This window comes from Gracilibacillus oryzae (assembly GCF_009498735.1).
Taxonomy (GTDB): domain Bacteria; phylum Bacillota; class Bacilli; order Bacillales; family Amphibacillaceae; genus Gracilibacillus; species Gracilibacillus oryzae.
The window spans coordinates 161,092-182,521 of sequence record NZ_ML762427.1; the positions used below are offsets into that span (position 1 = coordinate 161,092).

21 protein-coding genes and 1 pseudogene are annotated in these 21,430 nt (G+C 38.0%); 13 read left to right on the forward strand and 9 right to left on the reverse strand.

Annotated elements, in window-relative coordinates:
• Positions 1-13: 13 nt before the first annotated feature.
• Positions 14-460, forward strand: a complete 447-nt coding sequence (locus F9U64_RS07645; RefSeq protein WP_228275620.1) for a PadR family transcriptional regulator — start codon at positions 14-16, stop codon at positions 458-460.
• Positions 430-1,746 (forward strand): FtsW/RodA/SpoVE family cell cycle protein, encoded by a 1,317-nt coding sequence (locus tag F9U64_RS07650; protein WP_153402420.1) that lies wholly within the window; start codon positions 430-432, stop codon positions 1,744-1,746. Before F9U64_RS07645 ends, F9U64_RS07650 begins: the two co-directional genes overlap by 31 nt.
• A gap of 154 nt (positions 1,747-1,900) precedes the next feature.
• On the opposite strand, the gene F9U64_RS07655 is transcribed toward F9U64_RS07650, so the two are convergent.
• The gene (locus F9U64_RS07655) at positions 1,901-2,440 is read right to left on the reverse strand and encodes a DUF7010 family protein (RefSeq protein ID WP_153402421.1); all 540 of its coding nucleotides are present in this window, start codon (positions 2,438-2,440) and stop codon (positions 1,901-1,903) included.
• 400 nt (positions 2,441-2,840) lie between these two features.
• Here F9U64_RS07655 and F9U64_RS07660 point away from each other — a divergent pair, with 400 nt between their 5' ends.
• The gene (locus tag F9U64_RS07660; protein WP_153402422.1) at positions 2,841-3,089 is read left to right on the forward strand and encodes a hypothetical protein; all 249 of its coding nucleotides are present in this window, start codon (positions 2,841-2,843) and stop codon (positions 3,087-3,089) included.
• A 302-nt stretch (positions 3,090-3,391) separates the two neighbouring features.
• Here F9U64_RS07660 and rlmD read toward each other — a convergent pair whose 3' ends face one another.
• From rlmD to F9U64_RS07685, 5 genes are all read right to left on the reverse strand, one after another.
• Complete coding sequence (gene rlmD, locus F9U64_RS07665; protein WP_153402423.1) at positions 3,392-4,780, reverse strand: 23S rRNA (uracil(1939)-C(5))-methyltransferase RlmD; 1,389 nt, start codon at positions 4,778-4,780, stop codon at positions 3,392-3,394.
• Between the two features lie 54 nt (positions 4,781-4,834).
• Entirely contained in the window at positions 4,835-5,449 is a 615-nt protein-coding gene (locus F9U64_RS07670; protein ID WP_153402424.1) for a peptidylprolyl isomerase, read from the reverse strand.
• Between the two features lie 108 nt (positions 5,450-5,557).
• The gene (locus tag F9U64_RS07675) at positions 5,558-6,460 is read right to left on the reverse strand and encodes a helix-turn-helix transcriptional regulator (protein ID WP_153402425.1); all 903 of its coding nucleotides are present in this window, start codon (positions 6,458-6,460) and stop codon (positions 5,558-5,560) included.
• 25 nt (positions 6,461-6,485) lie between these two features.
• Positions 6,486-7,487: a pectinesterase family protein gene (locus F9U64_RS07680; RefSeq protein WP_153402426.1), complete on the reverse strand. Its 1,002-nt coding sequence runs from the start codon at positions 7,485-7,487 to the stop codon at positions 6,486-6,488.
• Between the two features lie 25 nt (positions 7,488-7,512).
• Positions 7,513-9,036 (reverse strand): extracellular solute-binding protein, encoded by a 1,524-nt coding sequence (locus tag F9U64_RS07685; RefSeq protein ID WP_228275621.1) that lies wholly within the window; start codon positions 9,034-9,036, stop codon positions 7,513-7,515.
• Between the two features lie 365 nt (positions 9,037-9,401).
• On the opposite strand from F9U64_RS07685, the gene F9U64_RS07690 reads away from it, so the two are divergent.
• From F9U64_RS07690 to F9U64_RS07705, 5 genes are all read left to right on the forward strand, one after another.
• On the forward strand, positions 9,402-10,160 hold the full coding sequence (locus F9U64_RS07690; protein ID WP_153402427.1) for a CAP domain-containing protein: 759 nt from the start codon (positions 9,402-9,404) through the stop codon (positions 10,158-10,160).
• A gap of 165 nt (positions 10,161-10,325) precedes the next feature.
• Positions 10,326-10,835, forward strand: a complete 510-nt coding sequence (locus F9U64_RS07695; protein WP_153402428.1) for a DUF2243 domain-containing protein — start codon at positions 10,326-10,328, stop codon at positions 10,833-10,835.
• Entirely contained in the window at positions 10,804-11,421 is a 618-nt protein-coding gene (locus F9U64_RS07700; RefSeq protein ID WP_323125828.1) for a cytochrome c oxidase assembly protein, read from the forward strand. Before F9U64_RS07695 ends, F9U64_RS07700 begins: the two co-directional genes overlap by 32 nt.
• 84 nt (positions 11,422-11,505) lie before the next feature.
• Positions 11,506-11,658: a hypothetical protein gene (locus tag F9U64_RS23485; RefSeq protein ID WP_323125829.1), complete on the forward strand. Its 153-nt coding sequence runs from the start codon at positions 11,506-11,508 to the stop codon at positions 11,656-11,658.
• 116 nt (positions 11,659-11,774) lie between these two features.
• The gene (locus F9U64_RS07705) at positions 11,775-12,149 is read left to right on the forward strand and encodes a PH domain-containing protein (protein ID WP_153402429.1); all 375 of its coding nucleotides are present in this window, start codon (positions 11,775-11,777) and stop codon (positions 12,147-12,149) included.
• Positions 12,150-12,321: 172 nt separating this feature from the next.
• On the opposite strand, the gene F9U64_RS07710 is transcribed toward F9U64_RS07705, so the two are convergent.
• Positions 12,322-13,236, reverse strand: a complete 915-nt coding sequence (locus F9U64_RS07710) for a glycine-rich domain-containing protein (RefSeq protein WP_153402430.1) — start codon at positions 13,234-13,236, stop codon at positions 12,322-12,324.
• Positions 13,237-13,275: 39 nt separating this feature from the next.
• Positions 13,276-14,127, reverse strand: coding sequence for a MurR/RpiR family transcriptional regulator (locus F9U64_RS07715; protein ID WP_153402431.1), 852 nt, complete (start codon positions 14,125-14,127; stop codon positions 13,276-13,278).
• Positions 14,128-14,344: 217 nt separating this feature from the next.
• Between F9U64_RS07715 and gnd the strand changes: the two genes are divergently transcribed.
• The gene (gene gnd, locus F9U64_RS07720; protein ID WP_153402432.1) at positions 14,345-15,241 is read left to right on the forward strand and encodes a phosphogluconate dehydrogenase (NAD(+)-dependent, decarboxylating); all 897 of its coding nucleotides are present in this window, start codon (positions 14,345-14,347) and stop codon (positions 15,239-15,241) included.
• 90 nt (positions 15,242-15,331) lie between these two features.
• Positions 15,332-16,675: a GntP family permease gene (locus tag F9U64_RS07725; RefSeq protein ID WP_153402433.1), complete on the forward strand. Its 1,344-nt coding sequence runs from the start codon at positions 15,332-15,334 to the stop codon at positions 16,673-16,675.
• Between the two features lie 42 nt (positions 16,676-16,717).
• On the opposite strand, the gene F9U64_RS07730 is transcribed toward F9U64_RS07725, so the two are convergent.
• The gene (locus F9U64_RS07730; RefSeq protein WP_153402434.1) at positions 16,718-18,715 is read right to left on the reverse strand and encodes a methyl-accepting chemotaxis protein; all 1,998 of its coding nucleotides are present in this window, start codon (positions 18,713-18,715) and stop codon (positions 16,718-16,720) included.
• A gap of 157 nt (positions 18,716-18,872) precedes the next feature.
• Here F9U64_RS07730 and F9U64_RS07735 point away from each other — a divergent pair, with 157 nt between their 5' ends.
• The 3 genes and pseudogenes from F9U64_RS07735 (at position 18,873) to F9U64_RS07745 (ending at position 21,424) form a co-directional block, all read left to right on the forward strand.
• The gene (locus F9U64_RS07735) at positions 18,873-19,202 is read left to right on the forward strand and encodes a four-helix bundle copper-binding protein (RefSeq protein WP_153402435.1); all 330 of its coding nucleotides are present in this window, start codon (positions 18,873-18,875) and stop codon (positions 19,200-19,202) included.
• A 20-nt stretch (positions 19,203-19,222) separates the two neighbouring features.
• Positions 19,223-19,672, forward strand: a pseudogene (locus F9U64_RS07740) (DUF2188 domain-containing protein).
• Between the two features lie 399 nt (positions 19,673-20,071).
• Positions 20,072-21,424 carry a PepSY-associated TM helix domain-containing protein gene (locus F9U64_RS07745; protein WP_228275622.1) on the forward strand — a complete coding sequence of 451 codons (1,353 nt, stop codon included), beginning with the start codon at positions 20,072-20,074 and terminating at the stop codon, positions 21,422-21,424.
• The last annotated feature ends 6 nt before the right edge of the window (positions 21,425-21,430 follow it).

The window sequence follows — 21,430 nt, forward strand, 5'->3', positions numbered from 1 at the left end:
GAATGATCCATTAATGAAATTAAAGAATTCAATGAAAAAGACAGTTTTTAAGGATTTTTCTTTTTCAGATGAACGAAAAAATGCAGTAAAAGAGGCAATTCGCAGCAATCAATCCCAGCAGCAATATAATACGTGGAAGGCAGAAACGATTATGGCGGTATTGGGATCTGTACAACAACAGCCAATGCAAGGCTATGATATCTCCATCCAGCTTTTCCAAAAGGGTGAGCTTATTTTCCAAAATAACGAAGGCCAGCTTTACACCTTATTGCATCTGCTGGAAAATAAAGAAATTCTTACATCGAGTTGGTCGGATAATAAGAAGCATTATGCGTTAACTCCTAAAGGAAAAAAATACTTAGCTGCTTACAAACAAGATAACTCACATCAGCCTGTATCTCTTAAACACTTACTTGAGGAGGCGTCTTTATGGGCACAACAAAATTTGAAGAATTTTTGAGCAAAGTCACCTCTAAAGTAAAATCTAAGGAAGCTCACAGTATGATTAAAAATGAGCTCACCAATCACCTGCAAGAACTGAGCCAATCCTTTCAAAAGAGGGAATTTTCTAAAGAAGATGCACAGGAAAAGGCAATACAGGAAATGGGAAATCCATTTACCATTGGAGAGAAATTAAATCAGCTTCATAAGCCGAGAATGGATTGGGCTCTTATCTTTTTATTTGCTATTATGGCAAGCTTTAGTTTTCTTCTGTTAGGCGGTGAAGTTGTTGATGTCTCATTATCTGCATCTTACTATATGGGGCGGCAGGCAATCTGGTATATCCTCGCTGTTCTTGTGATTATTGGCTTTCTTTTCTTTGATTACAGAAAACTAAAGAACTGGTGGATGTATTTCTATGGTGGTGGTTTGCTATTGCACTTTTATATAGGGGTATTTGGAATTGAGGTAAATGGGGCGCAGAGATGGATTTCTCTTGGCGGCATCACCCTTGACGGGACAGCAATAACCTTATTCTTATTTTTCCTTGCGTGGACTGGTATCTTTAACAGAATTAATGAGTTCAACAGTTTGATAAAACAAGTATTACTGTTTTTACTGTTTTGGATTCCTATTTTTCTCTTTATGACGATCCCGCATTTTATGGTTAGTATTATTTATTTTTTCAGTGTGATAGCGATGTTTACTTTCTCGCATGTGCAAAAAAAATTAGCCATTAAATTAGCCATTCCCAACATACTAATGGGTATAATTATCATTGGAATTGTAATCACTAATTCTATCAGTGGAGAATTATCTGACAGATTACTTGGCTTTATCAATCCAGAAGCCGATCCACAGGGAGCAGGATATTTATACATTGCCATTCATAACGCCATTTCGCAGGCAGGGTGGTTCGGTAATAACTCCAATGATATAGATTTTCTTGGCGCTCCACATACGGATTTCGCTTTTCCTTATCTCGTATACTCTCTTGGCTGGATAGTTGGAATTGCATTATGTCTGATATTATTGATATTTATTGCGAGAATAGCAAAGAATGCTTTTAAAACAAGAGATCATTATGGAAGATTATTAGTGATTGGCAGTGCTGCTCTAGTAGCTGTTCCTGCCTGCTGGAACATTCTGATGTGCTTTGGAATTGTTCCAATAATGGAAGTATCCCTGCCATTCATTAGTTATGGAGGAACGATGCTGCTGATTAATTCTGCTCTTTTAGGCCTTACATTGAGCGTTTATAGAAGAAAAGATATTGTGGAGGCTGCGAGAGTTACATTTGAATAAATACATCCACAAAATTCAAATATGATTTATCATGTTTCATAAAACTTTCCAAATGCTTTTTAAATACTTATTCTTTGTACTCTTATCCGTGAAAAAAGGAGCTAGAGCCACTGATCCGTATTGATCTTCAACTCTAGCTCCTATTAAATAATCCTTAAGCTTTTTTCTTATAATCTATGTAATTCAAAATGAATAATATAAGTAATAGAATAGCCATGGACAGTGGTATTAACCATAGGTTTTCACCATCTAAAAATAAACCTAAACCTAAAATCAAAACTGATATTACTGGAGCCATTACATAATAAGATTTGGTATTATAAAGCCATCCATAAGGAAAAAAGTGAGCACCAATTATAATTGCAAAAATCATTATTGCATCATTCGGACTTTTTATTATTGCCCAGATGAGGATTGGAAAATAGATAATCTGCGCCAGGTTCAAATATAATCCAATTTTAGCTAGTGGAATGTCTGTGAACTTCCATTCCACTTTTAATAAAGTAGACATCGCTACCGACAGAGGGAACATTAAACCTGTTGAAAACAGCATAAATATGTTTTTCTGTTGGATGTCTAGTGATTGTAAGAAAATAATTGTAATTATTGACCAGATTACAACAGCTGACAACAAAAACCCCATTCCATTTTTTCCTTTTACAGACAATTCGTTTCTAATTTTATTTAGTTCCAATAGCGTATATCCTCCCGTTTGCTTATAAAGTTTTTACTTTTAGTTTAACATTAAATTCCTTTATTCAGTATGCTAATTCGTTTTTTTGTTTTCGTATATCAAAAATTTCTTCATTATTTTCTCGTCTTAACTGCAATTTTATGGATAAAAAGGAAAAATGGTTATAATAAATCCATCAATAACCAACCATTCCTTTGATGAAATAATCAATTTCTGCAACAAAATAACTAAACATGATCCTGAAATTCATCCTTCGATATGTTTGTATTTGTTAGTTTATCCTCGAGAGACATTAGAAAAGGCTTATTCATCAAACGCTCTTTAGTGGAATAGCGAAACCTTTTTTCTATCCCATTCGTAGGAAGATATTACTTACTAATGAAATTAGGGGGTGTCAAAAGTGAAGAAATATTTTATTTTTGCCATTAGTTTTATATTACTGTTTTTAATATTCCACGTTTTGTCCGGAATACTTCTTACATTCACATTTACTCCAGATATGGCAGAGGCTTGGAATTTGAGAGGTAATTTATCTCAGGAAACTACTATTAATAGTAGTCTTACTTCCTTTTTACTTACATTACTTATTGCTTTTCTTTCTGCTACAATTGCTTACTTTATACCGACATCTATTAGAGAAAGGAATTGAGAAGATTATATCTGCCTTACCACGATAACCAAGTATATTTAAGTCACAGCGTAATATTTTCCAGAGGTTTATATTTGAGGATTTTAAAACAGAACTATGATGAGTTTGTTAATATAATGCAGGAAAAGTGACAACAATTAGAAATAGAAAAAGCAGAGACTAATAAAGCTAATGTCGAAATACAATCAGCTATTATTATCTCTGCCATCTTAGGACAACTAAATACGCATTTAAACTTTCATACTTTAACAACGAAGAGTTTCTACGCTTTTGAAAAGCATGTGGAGGGGTTATAACACCCCTCACTCATCCTTTAAAACCAGCTGTGCCACACACTCCACGTGCACGGTATGAGGAAATAAATCGACTGGCTGTACCTGCTTCAATTCATAACCAAACTCCGCCAATTCCTTTATATCTGTTGCAAAAGTGTCTGGATTACAAGATACATAAACTACTTGCTTTGGTTGAGCCCGTCCAATCCGGCGCATCACTTTACCGCCTGCACCTGAGCGTGGAGGATCAAGCAGCAGTAAATCCGGAACACCAAATGATTCCAGTATCTGATCAATGCCTCGTCTCGCATCTTTCGCCAAAAAATGCGTATTGGAAATGCCATTATCCTTCGCATTTCGTTTGGCCGACTCTATCGATGATTCGACAATTTCTATCCCGGCAAGCTCACCAGAAACGCTAGCAAATGGCAGTGAAAAAGTACCTACACCACAGAATAAATCAATTACTTTATCCTGCTTTGTCGGTTTTGACATTTCTAATGCTAACTCTACAAGTTTCTGTGCCTGCAGCGGATTTGTCTGGAAGAAAGTATCAAACCAGAGACGATAGCGATAACCAAGCATTTCATCATAAATAAAATCACGTCCAGCTAATACATGTGTATTCTCTGATTGCGTCCGATCCGCCCAATCCCTGTTTTCCAGCCATAACAAACTCTTCACCTGTGGAAATTGGTCTGTAATGCGTGCAATTAAATCAGCAGAAGCTTCCGCTAATTTCCCATCAGGTGATTCTGTTGCAAATAATCCTAACATAATCTCCCCTGTTACAAAGGACTGGCGCACCATTAAATGTCTTAGTAAGCCTTCATGTGTATCCTTATCATAGCCTGACAAGTGATGGTCTTTTGCCCATCTAGCTACTTCCATTGTTGCCTCTACCATTTCCTTGCCTGCGATTAAACACGTTTCTAGTGAAATAATTTCCCGAAAGTTTCCTGCCTCATGAAGTCCAAGCGACCCGTCTTTCGCAAAAGTAAATTCCATCTTATTCCGGTAATGCCAAGGATTGTCCATCCCAATAGCATCTTTTACAAGCTCGGCATTAAATCCTTGCTCATCAATTACCCTTTTGACATGATCGGTTTTCTCTTTCAACTGTCCTTGATAAGACCAATGCTGCCAAACACAGCCACCGCATCGTTCAAAGTGCGGACAAGGTGCTTCTACACGCTCCGGGTGTGTTTCCATCAGTTCATCAGGCTTCACAATTGCCCACTTCCGCGGATTTTCAACCGTTACCCTGACCTTCTCCCCAACTAATGTTTGTGGAACGTTTAACTTTAATTTCTTCGGATTTTCTTTGCCGACATCACGCCATACAACAGAGCGGCCGGAACCTTTTCGATCAAGTTCTTCAATTCTTGTCACATATGTCTCTACATTTGAAGTCAAACTTTTTCCCCCTTCTTCCTTTACATATCTCTTCCTATATTAAATGCACGTCCGTTATTCCTGAGTTAATTCTACCGTCATTTGACTGATTACCTGATCATCTACAGGTTTATCATTACGTCCTCGCTCTACATTGGCAATCTCATGCACAACTTCCATTCCGCTGATAACCTTGCCGAATGCAGCATAGTCACCATCTAAATGCGGCGAGTCGGCATCCATAATAAAAAATTGGGAACTTGCCGAATCCGGATCCTGACTTCTTGCCATCGAAATCACTCCTTCTTCATGAAGAAGCGGATTGTCATATCCATTGCTTTCAAATTCGCCTGGTATGGTTTCACCAGAACCACCTGTACCGTCCCCGCTTGGATCACCACCCTGAATCATAAATCCAGGTATCACTCGGTGGAAGGTTAATCCATCATAGAATCCCTGCTCAACTAATTGAACAAAGTTTTCTACCGTTTTCGGTGCAACTTCCGGATACAGTTCGATAACGATCTCTCCTCCATTATCCATCACCATTGTTACAACAGGCTTTTCTCCATCTTTTATTTCAACCTGTTCCGCTGTATTATTATCTGTTGTGTTCTGCTGGCCTTGGCCACAAGCGCTTAATAGAACGACAACAAATAATGTTATTAGAAAATAAAGCAATTTTCGCATTATTATTATATCCTTTCTATACCTTTATCATTGGTATTATACACACCAAAAAAAGAAAAGTATACCCCTAATGGCGCATACTTCTCTTTTGCGATATTATTTAGAAATTCACTTCATGATATTTGGATTATGAGCATTATTTTTTCTAAACTGATTAGGCGTTATTCCTGTTCTGTCTTTATATTTCCTGATGAAACTGGACGCAGACATAAATCCAACATATTCTGCAATCTGATGAACAGGCTTTTCAGTATCTGTTAACAGTTTATTCGCTTCAAACAGCCTTCTCTGGAAAATATATTCTTGGATGGTTACACCGAATTCCTTTTTGAAAAAGTGGGAGAGATAGTATTTACTTACGTGTAAATTCTCCGCCATCTCTACTAGATTCCAATCGGTATTCCACACTTCATTAATCTCCTGGATAATTTTATCATGCAAAGCGACTGGATTTTCCTGCTGCTGCTCAAAGGTTAATGGATGTTCCCGCTTATTTGCATCTTTAATTTCCCTGCAAAGAAATAATAGCAATTCTAACAAATACAACTCAAGAGCGGCTTTTTGCTGCCACCTCTCTTCATTCTGGTCCTCAGCCAATAAGTTATCGATAATGTTTTGCAGTTTTTCTGTATGCCACACAAACAAGTCCAGTAAAAAGTTTGGTGATGGCAGCTGATCAAGAAAATCGTAAAACTTCATTAAAACAGGGTGATCAAAGGAGAGAAAATCCTCCGTGAACATAACCACAACTCGTTCATAAGCAACGTCTTCTTTCAAGCTTACACGATGAAACTCCGAGCTTTTAAAAATTAGAATTGTATTTTTCCTTAGACGGTACACTTTCTCTTCAAATACATACAATGCTTCTCCATCCTTCAGCCATACAATTTCATAACCAAAATGGCGATGAAAGATCGGCATTGGAGAATGGTCCTTTTTATAATGAATTAAAAACCCTGGTACATCTTCATCCTGAAATTTCAGTGACGTTTGTTGTCCGGTTTCATTCAACAGCTGATCACCCCTTTACTCTTTACTATCTTACACAACGGTTTCTTAAATGATCGCGAAAAGCTTCCGCCTCTTCTTCATTCAGTACTCTTCTATTCTGACTGACTGCCGCCCCAGCACCTGTGCTCTCATATTCATACAATCTTGCATCCATCGGGGAGAAGCCGCCCATCTCTGTCCATGCATCTGGCTTAATATGGGCATCCATCTTACATTGATAGAATAAGACACTAGCTTCTGCATTTGGATCTCCTCCAGGATGCCATGGTCTGCCTAAATAAACGGTTTCATTACTCATTTTAGCAGATTCTTTTAATAGATTACATGATTCAAAAATATATCCATAAGGTGTGTCTATGGAGGTACTTGCAGCTGTTATGAAACCATTATGGAAAGAATCGCCTCTATCTAAGGAAATGATGTCACATGTTTCGAATACGGCTTGCCCTGCGCCAAAAATAAAGTCGACATTTCCTTCAATGATACAGTCTTTAAAATAGTGCGTTCCTCTGTCAACAAGCAGGGTATCCTGATTGCCTTTGAAGCAGCAGTTTTCTAATTTCACCTGATCACTTTGATCTGTTGTCCGAAACGCAACTGCTTGTAAGTGCGGGACTTTCGTCGGATCATCATCTGATTTGAAATATTCTGTCATATAATCAAAACCATTCTCAAATGTTACATTATATGCAGAGAAGTTCTGTGCTCTTACAATGACACTGGCACTATCAAATGTGCCATATGTTGTTCCGTCTGCTTTCTCCGAGCCACTTGCCACATCAAAAGTCAGGATTGTTTCACCCCGATCCTCACCAATAAGGGTCACATTGGGTTTTGATATGTCTATTTTTTCATGATAAACGCCTTTTGCAATATAAATAACAGCAGAATCTCCCCCTATTGCATTTAAGGCCTTTTGTAATGACGGGTAAACCTTCTCACCTTGAGCATTCGTATCATTCTGATCCACAATAACATCAATCTTTTCCCCATATTTTTCCGTTAAATCTTTAACATTGTAACTCATCATTTTGTCCCCCTGTATCCTTTGTTTAATTGTTCTGTAATGCATTGTATTGTTCATTATATTCCTGTGTAATCTGGTCGCCGCCTTCTTTACGCCATTTCTCAACAGCCTCTTCAAACCCGGCCAAGTCGATCTCTCCGAGCATATATTGGAAAGTTGCATCAGTGATAATCTGTTGCAGGTAGACTCCTTTTTCACCAAAAGTCTTGGAATGAAGCGCGACTGTTGGGTCATGAATTAAAATATCGTTATTGTCTTGTGTCTGGTTATATTGTTTTTCATCTAAATCACTGACAAAGCTCGGCTCTAATGCATCAATAGATAGTTCCCCTCCAATTGCCAAGCCTAGTAATGGTCTGATTTTTTGTTCAAAAGATGCTTCCACATCTTCCCCCTCGATTCGTTTCGCTCTTCCATCCACTAATTCGTAATGCTCGCCTTCAATTCCGTAAGCGATTGCATTATAAATTTCAGGTTCCATCATTTTATCAAAAAGAGCTAATGTCTCTTTTACATCTTCTTCTGTTTTATTTGTTGCTTTCGGGAATAAAACAACGGAACCGTATCCAGCAGTAGACCATGTTCCAGGCACGCCACCAGGAACAGCGATTCGATTCTGCACATCTAATTCTGCCTCAGGATTTGTATTCTGGATACTATCCTGGAAACCTACTGCATTACATAAACATCCTACAAGTGCTCCTGATTTGCCGCTTGTCAACATTTCTGTCTGATCTGTTTTACTCGTAACAGGAAAGTCTTTATTCACTAACCCCTCATCACGTAAGCGCTTAAAAAAGTCCATTGTCTCGATATATTCCGGGAACATAAACTCTGGCTGCAGCTTTCCATCTTTTTCTCCCCAGTTGTTTGGTGAGCCAAAATAGGAACTGACAAATTTAAATCCACCGTAAGTCAGGTCAGAATTTAGCGTAACACCAATCGTGTCGTCCTCTCCATTGCCATCAGGATCATCTTCAGTAAATGCCCGGAACATTTCATATAGATCATCTGTTGTTTCAGGCGCTTCTATTCCAAGGTTCTCTGCCCAGTCTTTGCGGTACATAACGCCCCATCTTGATAAAGGTGTCTCACGATAAAGCGCAAAGATCTTTCCGTTTACAGCTGTGTTATTTAAAACGACTGGATCTAAGTTGCTTAAATTTTCATATTCCTCGATGTATTTGCTTATCTCCCAATAAACCTCCTCATTGAAAGAATCTTTCATTTTATTATAAGAATCTGAGTTCTTTACAAACATCGCTCGAGGATAACTTTCTGTAGCGATTACTGTGTTCATTTTATCATCATACATTTCATCTGGCACCCATGAGATGTCTAATTCCACATCTGCCGCTGTTTCAATTTGATCCAGGACAGGACTGTCTGTCGCTACTTGGGGTGTATGGACATTCGCCATTACACTAATTTCCTTCTCCCCTTCACCATTCGTATTATTCGCACATCCGATAAGCAAGAAAAGAAGCAGACTAAGAACCCCAACTGCACTGAACCTCATCTTAAATGAATGGACATTATAGCCTTTCATTACATTACCTCCCTAATTTAATTATGATAACTTTAATAAGAAAGCGATTTCATAATTAAGATTAGCACAGAAAGGCTGATTTTCCATTAGTACAAATTGCTAAAAAAGTATACCGGTATTGCTGTTGTTGTATTACAAGAACGTAACAATATGATTAAACAGATTTCTGTTAAAAAATATTGTCAACACCTTTTTCCCTCCTATTATTTCCTGTACATTATTTTTATTCCATTTATTAATAGAAATTCTCCTAGTGAACTCTATTATTCTCTCACCTAATGTCTATGTTCCAATTCTATCCACAAATATTACAAGAAAACTCATGCTATGCTATAGAGGAAATTTCAACAAGGAGTGATTTACTAATGTTTAAGAAAATAGCAATCGGCACAGTTTTAGTTTCTACTATATTATTTGGCAGCGGCTTTTCACAGGATGTTCAAGCACAAACTAATTATACTAAACACGTTTATTATCAATATAGCGGAAATCATATCTCTAACTCTTCTATTCAAGAGATGCTTAATAAGTGGCTGGCTAAATATCCACAGGCAAAAGTAGAGTTAAAAGACAACCAAGGACAAGAAACTGCAAAACAGGAAGAAACAACTCAGAAACAACCAGTAGAACAGAAAGAAACAACTCAAAAAGAAACAGTAAAAGAACCAGCAGCACAGCCAGAGCAGCCTGCAAAGCAGGAAACAGCTAAAGAAAATACAACTAAGAAGGACCAAGCTGCTAGTGAGCTTAGCCAGTTCGAACAACAAGTTGTCACACTTACAAATCAGGAACGTCAAAAACACGGCTTAGCAGCATTGAAAGTTGATACAGAACTAAGCAAAGTAGCAAGAGCAAAATCACAAGACATGGCTTCAAACGGTTACTTCAGCCACAATAGCCCGACATATGGTTCACCATTTGATATGATGAAACAATTCGGTATTAACTACAAAACTGCAGGAGAAAATATTGCAAAAGGGCAACAGACTCCTCAAGAAGTAGTGAATGCTTGGATGAACAGTGAAGGACACCGTGCAAATATCTTAAACGCTAACTTTACCCATATTGGTGTAGGTTTTGTTGAGAACGGAAATGTATGGACACAGCAATTTATCGGAAAATAAGAGTTAATACAAAGACTCTCATCTTAAAAACAAGATGAGAGTCTTTTTTTGTTTTGTTTGTAACAATAATTCACAACCAGGTTTACACTCACTTATATATGAATCTAGACGTTTATACTTCTATCAGATTGGATAAAGTAGTTAATAAGGAAAGGGAGTGTAGAGGTGGGATATTCTGCTAGAGGGAGAGCTAAAAAATCTGTATTATCACGCAATCAATGGTCTGGTATTCTTTTCGGGTTAGGACTTGTGGCATTTATAGATGAAGTAGTCTTTCACCAGCTACTGCATTGGCACCACTTTTATGACAGGTCTACTACAGCCATAGGTCTAGTATCTGATGGATTGTTTCATGCATTCAGCTGGTTCGCAACTGTTGCCAGTTTATTCATGTTAGCAGATTTGCGCAGACGTGGAGAATGGATCATTACCAGATGGTGGGGATTTGTACTAATAGGAGCAGGCAGTTTTCAATTATATGATGGCATCATCCAGCACAAACTATTAAAAATTCACCAGATCCGTTATGTTGAAAATGTGCTTATATACGATATTGTGTGGAATGTTACCGCTGTACTTCTGATTATTGCAGGAATAATGGTTGTTTTTAAAGCCAAAAAGAAACGGAAAGGATCTCAATCAGATGGCACATCATCATCATCCATTACCGAATGAACTGAATCATACTAACTTTTTTGACCTGCTTTCCCAGATTTTGTTGTCCCTCCCATTCTTTATCGGGATCTTTCTTTATGTTGCTGCTATCATTCATTCCAGAAAAAAAAGCCGAGAGTGGCCGGTATATCGGACAGTTTGCTGGATGCTTGGAAGCCTGCTTGCTATTGTTGCTGTCACAGGTCCACTCGCTGACAAAGCAATGCTCAGCTTTTCTCTTCATATGGTTGTCCACTTAATGCTTGGAATGATTGCCCCGTTATTAATGGTGGTCGGGGCACCAGTGACATTGTTTCTAAGGGCACTTAGTGTAAAAAATGCCAAACTGTTAACAAAGATTCTAAGAAGTACCCCTGTCAAAGTAATCACAGACCCTTTTATCGCTGCATTGCTAAATATCGGCGGATTATGGATTTTATACACGACTGATTTGTATCATCTAATGCATGAAGACATCCTGTTACATATAATCATTCACCTTCATGTATTTCTGGCAGGCTATGTCTATACACTCTCTATTATCTACATGGAGCCGCTCTCCCATCGCACAAGCTATCTATATCGGTCAATTATTATGATTCTGTAATTGGCTGCTCACAGCATTTTAGCAAAATATCTTTATGCTAATCCTCCAGCCGGGATAGAAAGGTCTGATGCTGAGTCAGGCAGTATGATCATGTATTATGGCGGGGACTTGGTTGAGATTATTATCATTTTTATTCTTTGTTTAGAGTGGTATAGGGAGAAAGGGAAAGCAGACTGGAAAGATGATGACGAGAGAGCTCTTAAAGAACTAGTTGTGCAAGAAAGATGTAAGGCCTGAAATTGAGGTATAGAAACATTCTAAGTAATACATTTCCTTTTTTAGGTTTTTATTCAATATAATGATATACTTAACTGAAAGAATAACTCATTCAAAAAAATGAAGGAGGATCTTACATGGGATTTTTAGATGGTCTAATGGGAAATGCATCAGAATTAGATGTAAGTGATATCGAGAAGGAATTTGCGACAACCTTAGCATCAGGAGAGCAGGTTGAGAAAGCATACAAATTGATTCGCGACTTGTTTATCTTCACTAATAAGAGATTAATTTTAGTCGATAAACAAGGAATTACTGGCAAAAAAACGGAACTGCTTTCTCTCCCATATAAAAATATTACTTACTTTAGCATTGAAACAGCGGGCAGCTTCGACTTGGATGCCGAACTGAAAATATGGGTTTCCGGCAGTTCCACACCGATTCAGAAACAGTTTAATAAAAGTTTAAATATTTATGAGGTTCAGAGCGTTTTGGCAGGGTATGTCTTGTAGCTGAATTTCTTTCGTTGATAAATAAAGCAAGTCGGAGATATATGATGGACTCCGACTTGTTTTTCATTTCTATAAATCTGCCAGCATTTTTTTAGCATTTGTAACTATACTAAATATACAAAAAGACCGTAAGAGATCAAGAATTTGAACTCTTACGGTCTTTCTAGTTGACCTAATTTCCACCACACCCAGATCCACATGATGATCCACAAGAGGAGGAAGAATCGCCCCCACCAGAACTGTCACTTGAATCATGTGTATTATCGGCACCACCTGCAAAAATTACCGCACCACTGGAATCAGCCGGGGCTGCCACATCTTTTTTATTCTTCTTTTTCGTATAATTTCTATCCATCTCATCAAATATTTGGTCATTTGATTGAATGTATTCAATTAATCCTGTTTGTACCTTATATAATAATGGATCATCTGTTTCACGGAAGTATTTCTCCAGAAGAAATGCAATACCTTCTCGTTGAAAGTCTCTTCTAACTTGGTCATCCAGCCGATAACGATAGAAAGGATTATGCCAGAACGCTGTTTTCTCATCAACTTCAAATAAAACGGAATAGTAAAATTCAAATAATGCGCGCTTATCCGGGTCTTTCCCATCATCATCCGCTGCATTTGGCTGATGGTGTATCAGATCACCGATAAAATCATGGCAAAACGATTGGTAATCCCTTGTATACATAATCATTTTATGCCAAATGTCATCAATATCCAGATTATACATTGGTATTTCTTTAAAAATGGCAGCCATAAAATAAAAACGTTTTAACTCATAAAAAAGCCATGTGAAATGCCGCTCTGTATTTTCACTATTTTCATCCACATATTTTTGCTTTATCTGTGAAATGTATGTGTCAGTAAAAGATCGGTGAAGTTTACTCTCCAACTCATCGATGCCCTCTATATTTGCTTGAAAAACAAATTGCCCTGGTGCAATATTTGTTTCTAATTCATCTTTAATTCGAGCCATACTTGTTATTTGTGAATTTTCCTTGGCCGTATGTCTATTGGATAAGTTAACCACCACAATCACTGCAAAGATAATGATTATTAAATAAATAATCAAACTTCCCAAGTATATCCCCTCCTTTTTTTTCCATTATATCACAGTTATCTAAAGCCGCTTGATAAGTAGTGCTTCCCGCATCTTCTTTAATGCTTCCTGGCCTTTGTCTTCCATTTTCATCAATACACTCACATAAAGGGCATCAATAATGGTTAGTTGAGCAATCCTGGATGAAAATGCTTCTGATCGGTAAGAAGTTTCCTCAGAACTTGTATATAAAGAGAGGTTGGCTGTTTCGCTCAAAGTTGATTTAGCAAAATTAGTAATGGCAATTGTTTTCACATTGCTTTTTCTTACTATATTTAATACATGAATAATATCCTTTGATGTTCCAGAATGAGAGATTAATATTGCACAATCATCTGCTGTAAGCTGAGAAGCAGCCATTAATTGCAGATGGGTATCCTGCACTGCTTGCACCTGTAATCCAGTACGAATAAATTTATGGTAGGCATCCAGTGCTACAATATTGGAACCCCCGCTTCCGAAAAAATGGATATTCCGTGCCGAAGTTAATGTGTTTACTGCTTTGTCCAATCGATCTTCATCAATAATTTCCAATGTATCTCTTAATGTTTGAATGTGTGACTGGAAAACTTTTGTCGCAATTGTTTCTACCCTATCTTCCTGTTGTACACTTTCATGAATATTTTCCTCTGAGGAAATGACTTCCGAGGCCAGTGCAATTTTCATTGCTTGATATCCTTTATAACCAATTCTTTTACAAAAACGGAAAACGGTTGACTCTGCAACATTCAAATCTTCCGCAACTTGATTAATAGATGAATGAATTATATTTTGTGGATGTTTTAAAATATAATCTGCTATTTTTCTTTCTGTAACACTAAATCTTGGGTAATTTGTTCTGATATTAATTAAACATGTTTGACTTTTTCTCATGAGATACTCTCCTGACAACACTATTTTTCTATGAAGTATGACTGCTCAGCGGGGTCTTCTGATGATTAACACTGAAATAAAATTCAACTGCGTTATTTGTTTTAATTATACAAGATCTAACTGTGAAAAAAAATATTTTTTGTAAACGCTTGAAAAAAGAATTTTTTTTCGTATAATGAATGAGAGCGAAATTTTTTTCGATAAAGGAATGATCTAAATGGAAATTGGAATGATAGGATTAGGTAAGATGGGATATCAGCTTACCCTTAACCTTATGGATAAACAACATAATGTAATAGCACACGATGTAGATAAAAAGGTGATGGAACAAATAAATTCGGAAGGGGTTACAACGTCCGATTCTTTAAAAGAATTAGTCCAAGCACTTACTCCTCCAAGAACTATTTGGATGATGTTACCTGCAGGCGAAGTTACAGAAACAGTTTTCACAGAACTTTTAACATATCTTGAGAACGGTGACAGAGTCATTGATGGCGGAAATGCACACTACAAAGATTCGATCAGACGAGGCGCACAATGTAAAGAGAACGGAATTTATTTCTTTGATTGTGGCACAAGCGGCGGAATTGAAGGTGCGCGTCAGGGTGCATGCACAATGGTTGGTGGTGATGAAGCTGTTTTTCCTGAAATAGAACCGATATTTAAAGATCTAACGGTCGAAAATGGCTATTTATATACAGGTGAAGCTGGAAGCGGTCACTTTCTAAAAATGGTTCATAACGGAATTGAGTACGGCATGATGCAAGCAATTGCAGAGGGATTCGATTTATTAGAAAAGTCGCCATTTGATTACAATTATGAAAAGGTTGCCAAAGTTTGGAATAATGGATCTGTTATTCGCTCATGGTTAATGGAGTTAACCGAAAATGCCTTCTCTAAAGATCCAAATCTTGATCAGATACGGGGTGTCATGCAATCATCCGGCGAAGGAAAATGGACAGTAGAAACAGCATTAGACTTACAAACTGCCGCTCCTGTTATTACTCTTGCTTTAATGATGCGTTACCGATCACTGGAAGACGATACTTTCACCGGGAAAGTGGTTGCAGCTCTAAGAAATGAATTTGGTGGACATGCTGTTAGTAAAGCATAAAGTGAGACTATGATCAGTGGGGTTCTCCCCCCCACTTCATTAGCTACAAACAATTAAAAACGTAATTTATAAGAGAGGATTAAGATAATTATGTCAGATCAAATGTTAATATTAATTGCAATTGCAGGTATTTTCCTATTATTATTTTTAGTTATCAAGACAAAACTTCATGCTTTTGTCGCATTATTAGTAGTTAGTTTAATAGTTGGTATTCTAGCAGGTATGCCGCTTAATCATGTAGTTGAAACGATGCAGGAAGGGATGGGTGGAACGCTCGGTTTTGTTGCTGTTGTTGTCGGATTAGGAGCAATGTTTGGTCAGATGCTTGAAGTGTCTGGTGGTGCTGACCGTTTGGCTAAAACGATGATTAATAAATTCGGTGAAGACAAAGCACAATGGTCACTCGGTATTACTGGGTTTCTAGTAGCTATTCCTGTATTTTTTGATGTTGGTTTTATCATCCTTGTTCCAATCGTATATGGTCTTGCGAAAAAGACAGGGAGATCATTACTTTATTATGGTATTCCATTACTTGCAGGTCTTGCCGTAACGCACAGCTTTATACCGCCAACTCCCGGACCGATTGCTGTCGCTGAATTAGTCGGAGCAGACCTTGGCTGGGTTATCTTGTTTGGTGCTTTAGCAGGTATTCCTTCTATGATTATTGCAGGGCCGCTGTTTGCAAGATATATTTCCAAACGGTTACATGTGGTCGTACCTGACTATATGAATACAGAGGAAGTGGAATATGATCGGGATCTTCCTAGCTTTCAGCTTATTGCGACAATTATTTTAATTCCTTTAGTATTAATACTGCTTAATACATTTTCAGGGGTATTGTTAGATGATGACCACATTGTGAAGCAAATTTTAACATTCTTAGGTCACCCATTTGTTGCTTTAACTATTGCTACGATTTTAACGTTTATTTTCTTAGGTACAAAACGCGGCTACACTCGCCAGGAAGTTCAGGATATTGCGAATAAAGGACTCGAGCCTGCCGGTATTATTATTCTTGTAACAGGTGCAGGTGGTGTATTTAAACAGATACTAATTGACTCTGGTGTCGGAGATGTAATCGGAAACATGATGGCCGGTTCAAACTTGCCTCCTATCCTGCTTGCTTTCTTAATCGCTGCTGCTGTTCGTGTAGCACAAGGTTCGGCAACCGTATCAATGGTTACTGCTGCTGGTTTAGTTTCACCATTAATCAGTATACTAAATTTAGAAGGGCCAGTTCTTGGCCTGATTGTTATTGCTATTGCATCAGGGGCAACGGTATTATCTCATGTGAACGACTCTGGCTTCTGGTTAGTAGGGCGCTACTTTGGACTTGATGTAAAAGATACACTGAAATCATGGACAGTGATGGAGACACTTATTGGTCTCGTTGGTTTAGGTGTCGCTTTATTATTAGGAATTTTTATTTCCTAAAAGAAAAAGTAGAAGGATCTGATTCCTTCTACTTTTTTTCATCTATAATTTAAATCTTTTCACTAATTCTTCCAGGTTGCTCGCCATTTCTGCCAATTGTTCGGAGGCTGCAGAGACTTCCTGCATTGCTGCCATTTGTTCTTCTGCTGAGGCAGAAGTTGTATGAGCGCTGTCTGCAGACATTCTGGTTACTTTTTCTAATGCAGCGATATTCTGAGTCACTTGTTTGGTCCTTTCAGAGATATAATCTGTGACTCCAGTGATGCCTTGAATTTGTTGCACAATTTGTTTTGTTGAATCTTCTATGTTCACAAATGCCTCCGCAGCTTCTTCACTAATGCGCAAACCTTGATTCAATTGGTTGTGTACATTTCCCCTCATCGTTTCGGTGGTTTTTTCAACTATATGAATCATTTTCATGATAGTAGAATCAATACCTTCTGCCACCTCTTTTGATTGGTCAGACAATTTTAAAATTTCGTTTGCCACAACAGCAAATCCTCTGCCATGTTCTCCTGATCTTGCAGCTTCAATCGATGCATTTAATGATAGCAAGTTTGTCTGCTGCGAAATATCGCCGATAGCACTATTCATCTTAATTGCTTCATTCGACAAATTCGAGAGTTCGACAATCATATCCGAAGATTCCTGGACAGCTTCCAGTATTTTATCCATCTGGGCAGTAACATTTTTAATCGTTTCATTGCCTTTATCAACATCCCGATCGGTTTTATTTACCGTTTCCTTCATCATATCGACAAAATCAGTAATAGATTTCACACCATTTGCCATGCTATCAATGGCTTCTGCGGTTTCTTCTGATGCTTCTGCACCGCTAGCAGCTGTTTCTGCCGTTTCCTGGATCGTAGTGACAACATCTTCAATTGCTTTCGTTGTTTCTTCTGTACTAACTTTGATCGATTCAGAAGAGCCTGTTAATAAATTCGATGCTTGCTTCAGCTCCCCGACAATCGTGCGAATAGAGCTGGTCATTTCATTAAAGTCTTCTGCTACAAGTCCAATTTCGCCTTTTCGCTTTATATCTACCTGCTCATTTAGATTTCCATCCCGGACGTTCCTTGTACTCTTGCGTAACTTCTTCAATGGGATAAAAATCGAACGAAGAGTAAAGATTAATAAGATTCCACCTAAAATAATGAAAATACCAAGCACAATTAATACAGTATGTAAAATAGGTGCAGCCGCCTCATTATAGTCACTCACTGCAACTAATCCAGTTACAGTCCAACCTGTCATTGGCTCTACTATTTCATATAATTCTGTCATCATCGTTAAATCTATTTCTGTTACGGATACTTCTTCTTGATTTGCATCCCCGCTGGCTATTGCAAAATTGTCACCTTGCTTTATCTCACCAGCTTCAAAAATAAAACCAGTACCTGTTACAATATTCCCTGCTCGATCAAGGATAGCCATCGTACCGGTGTCACCTAGTCTTGTAGTCTGAACTGCTTCTGCTAATGGAGCCAGACTCATTGATAACTGAACAACTCCTTGCTGATTGGAAAGTGGCTGTGATAGTCTGATAACCCATTCGTCAGTCTCCATACTTTTCACAACATTAGAGATTGCCACACCATCGGTTTCCATAGCTGAGGTATACCATTCTTCTTCCCGAGGATTAAATAATCCTTCCTCATTTGTAGGTGTTCCTAAGAATGTCCCATCTTCCAACCCTATTGTGACCTCTGTTATCTCATCATTACTACTGACAAAATACTCCATAAATTCACTGACAGTAGCATCATCACTTTCTAGCGAGTATCTGTTTATAACATCCGTTAAAGTATTAAGATTCATCATTGATCTGTCGATAAACTGGCTCGTATTACTTTGGACTAACGTAAGACTTGACTTTGTTCCAGTTGTTATCTTATTCCTTACCTCACTTTTTGCTGTTTCATAGGCTAAATAACCTATAATTGATGCAGGAATAATTAATATTACTAGAAAAGACACGATCAGTTTTGTCCGAATCATCCCTCTTTGTCTCTTTAATGCCATCCACCAATTTTTCATTTTAATCCGTTCCTCTCTATGCTGAATTAACCCCCCTTATTTCTATATCGGCATTTTTAGCGAGATTTAAATTACGTGCAATAGAGCCCTGGTATGTTTATGTCTGGTTTATTCGGGAAAATTATATGTGAAATCGATATAAATGGAGGTTTTTATTATGAATAGAGAAAAGCTTTTAAAAACATTACATGAATGTATGGATTCCTGTAATCAATGCTTTGACGCGTGTTTGCAAGAAGAGAATGTAAATATGATGACAGAATGTATTCGTTTAGACCGGGAATGTGCCGATATTTGTAATTATCTTGAATCAGCCATATCGAGAAACTCCCCATATATTAAAGAAATAGCAGCAGTATGTGCCAAAATCTGTAAAGCTTGTGCAGCAGAATGCGAGAAGCATGAACATGAGCATTGCCAGCAATGTGCAAAAGCTTGTAGAGAATGTGCGGAAGCGTGTGAAGAAGCAGGTAAAGAAATCATTTAATCTAATGAGGAGGACAGCAAATGCCTTGGGATACTAATGATTATCCTAGTTCATTAAAAAACTTAGACAAACCAGTCAGAAAAAAAGCCATTCAGATAGCCAATGCGATGATAGATTAGGGATATAAGGAAGGACGAGCTATTCCGATTGCAACGAATCAGGCAGAAGAGTGGTATGAGAATGCCTCAAAGAAAGAGATAGATGACGTGAACAAAATGAGTGATCAGGATTTACGCACAAGAGATGAGGATAAGCAATCCAGCCGTCCGGAATTACTAGATAAAGGTGAACATGTCATTCCCCATGAGGATGGGTGGGCAGTGAAAGCAGAAGATGCAAAAAAAGCATCGAACGTTTTCGATAAAAAACAGGATGCAATAGATCGCGCAAAAGAAATCGCTGAGAATAAACAAACGATGGTAATTGTTCATAAAAAGGATGGATCGGTTCAGGATAAAGTAAGATTTTGATCAAGGGATATATTATTCACTAATCATGCTATTCAACCAATGCCCCAAGACGCGCTGTCTCGGGGCATTTGAACTCCATCTTAATGCCTTCAGCTACATCTTGGAAGCCATCTCAAGGCATTCAAAACACATCCTAATGCCTTCAGCTACTTCCCAAGTCCGTCTCAAGGCATTCAAAACACATACTAATGCCTTCACCCCCATCTCAAGTCCGTCTCAAAGTATTCAAAACACATACTAATGCCTTCACCCCCATCTCAAGTCCGTCTCAAAGTATTCAAAATCCATCCTAAATCTACCAATTCTATCATTCTGCATATTTCACAATATTGTCAGTGGCTAGTTACTGCAGATTCTCATATAATGAAGAGTGAATCTGAAAGAAAAGAGGCAATGCCCATGACTCAAAGAGAGAAGAAGAAAGGCCATGCAAACATCTATCAGATCGTTTGGCGATGGCATTTTTATGCTGGACTCATTTTTGCTCCTTTTCTAATTATTCTCGCTGTAACAGGTGCTATTTATTTGTTCAAACCACAAATTGAAGCAAACCTGTACGCAGATTATTATCAGGTACAAGAACAAGGAGAAAAGATGGCTCCTTCTGCACATATAGAAACTGTTATGCTGGAATATCCAGACGCAGAAATTACAAGATATCGGCCTGGTGAAGACAGTACCCGCTCAGCTGAAGTGCGCGCCCTCGTTAATGGTGAATCTTTTACCTTTTTCATAAATCCATATACTTCTGAACTAATCGGGAAAATAAATGATCAGCATCGATTGATTGACCGAGTGGAAGAATTTCATGGAGAATTAATGATGGGGACCATTGGGGATCGTATTGTAGAGCTGGCCGCATGCTGGACATTAATTTTAGTAACAACAGGCCTTTATATTTGGTTTCCCAGAAAGAGGAAGGACATTTTCGGTGTCCTGCTGCCAAGGATAAGAAAGAATAAACGGACATTATTCCGGGATATGCACGCTGTTACAGGGTTTTGGTTATCGATCGCGATTATATTCCTTGTTTTGTCAGGTTTATTATGGTCAGGCTTTTGGGGAACGAAAGTCCAAACTATTTTAACGAATGCCGGAGCAGGCTATCCGCCGTCTATCTGGGTGGGTAGTGCACCTGAATCTGGACTGCAAACAAAAGATATTGCAGATGTACCATGGTCTGCACAAACCATGCCTGTTCCCAGCTCTGATCAACATGATGGATTTATTCCAATAAGTATTGATGAAGTTGTCGAGATTACCGATAAAGAAAATATTTATCCAACATATGAAGTCATTTATCCATCCAGCCCGGAAGGTGTTTATACCATTTCTGTCTTTCCGCCTAAAGCAAGAGATGAAGCGACAATGCATATTGATCAGTATAGCGGGGCTATTCTGGCAGACTATCGATTTGACAATTATAAGCCATTAGGGAAGTTAATGGCATGGGGAATAACCGTGCATAAAGGACAAGAATATGGTCTGATCAATCAGATTGGCGGATTATTGGTATGTCTTGGGATTATCACGCTTGTGATCAGCGGATGGATCATGTGGTGGAAGCGAAAACCAAAAGGACAGCTCGGCTCGCCTAATAGTCCAAGCATTTTGACAAAGAAAAGATTAACGATTCCATTACTAGTTTTCAGTGTTGTTTTTCCACTTGTCGGACTATCTGTCATCATTGTTTTCCTGTTAGACTGGCTTGTGTTCCGGAGAATTCCAAAATTGAAAAGATTCTTCCGCTAATAGAAA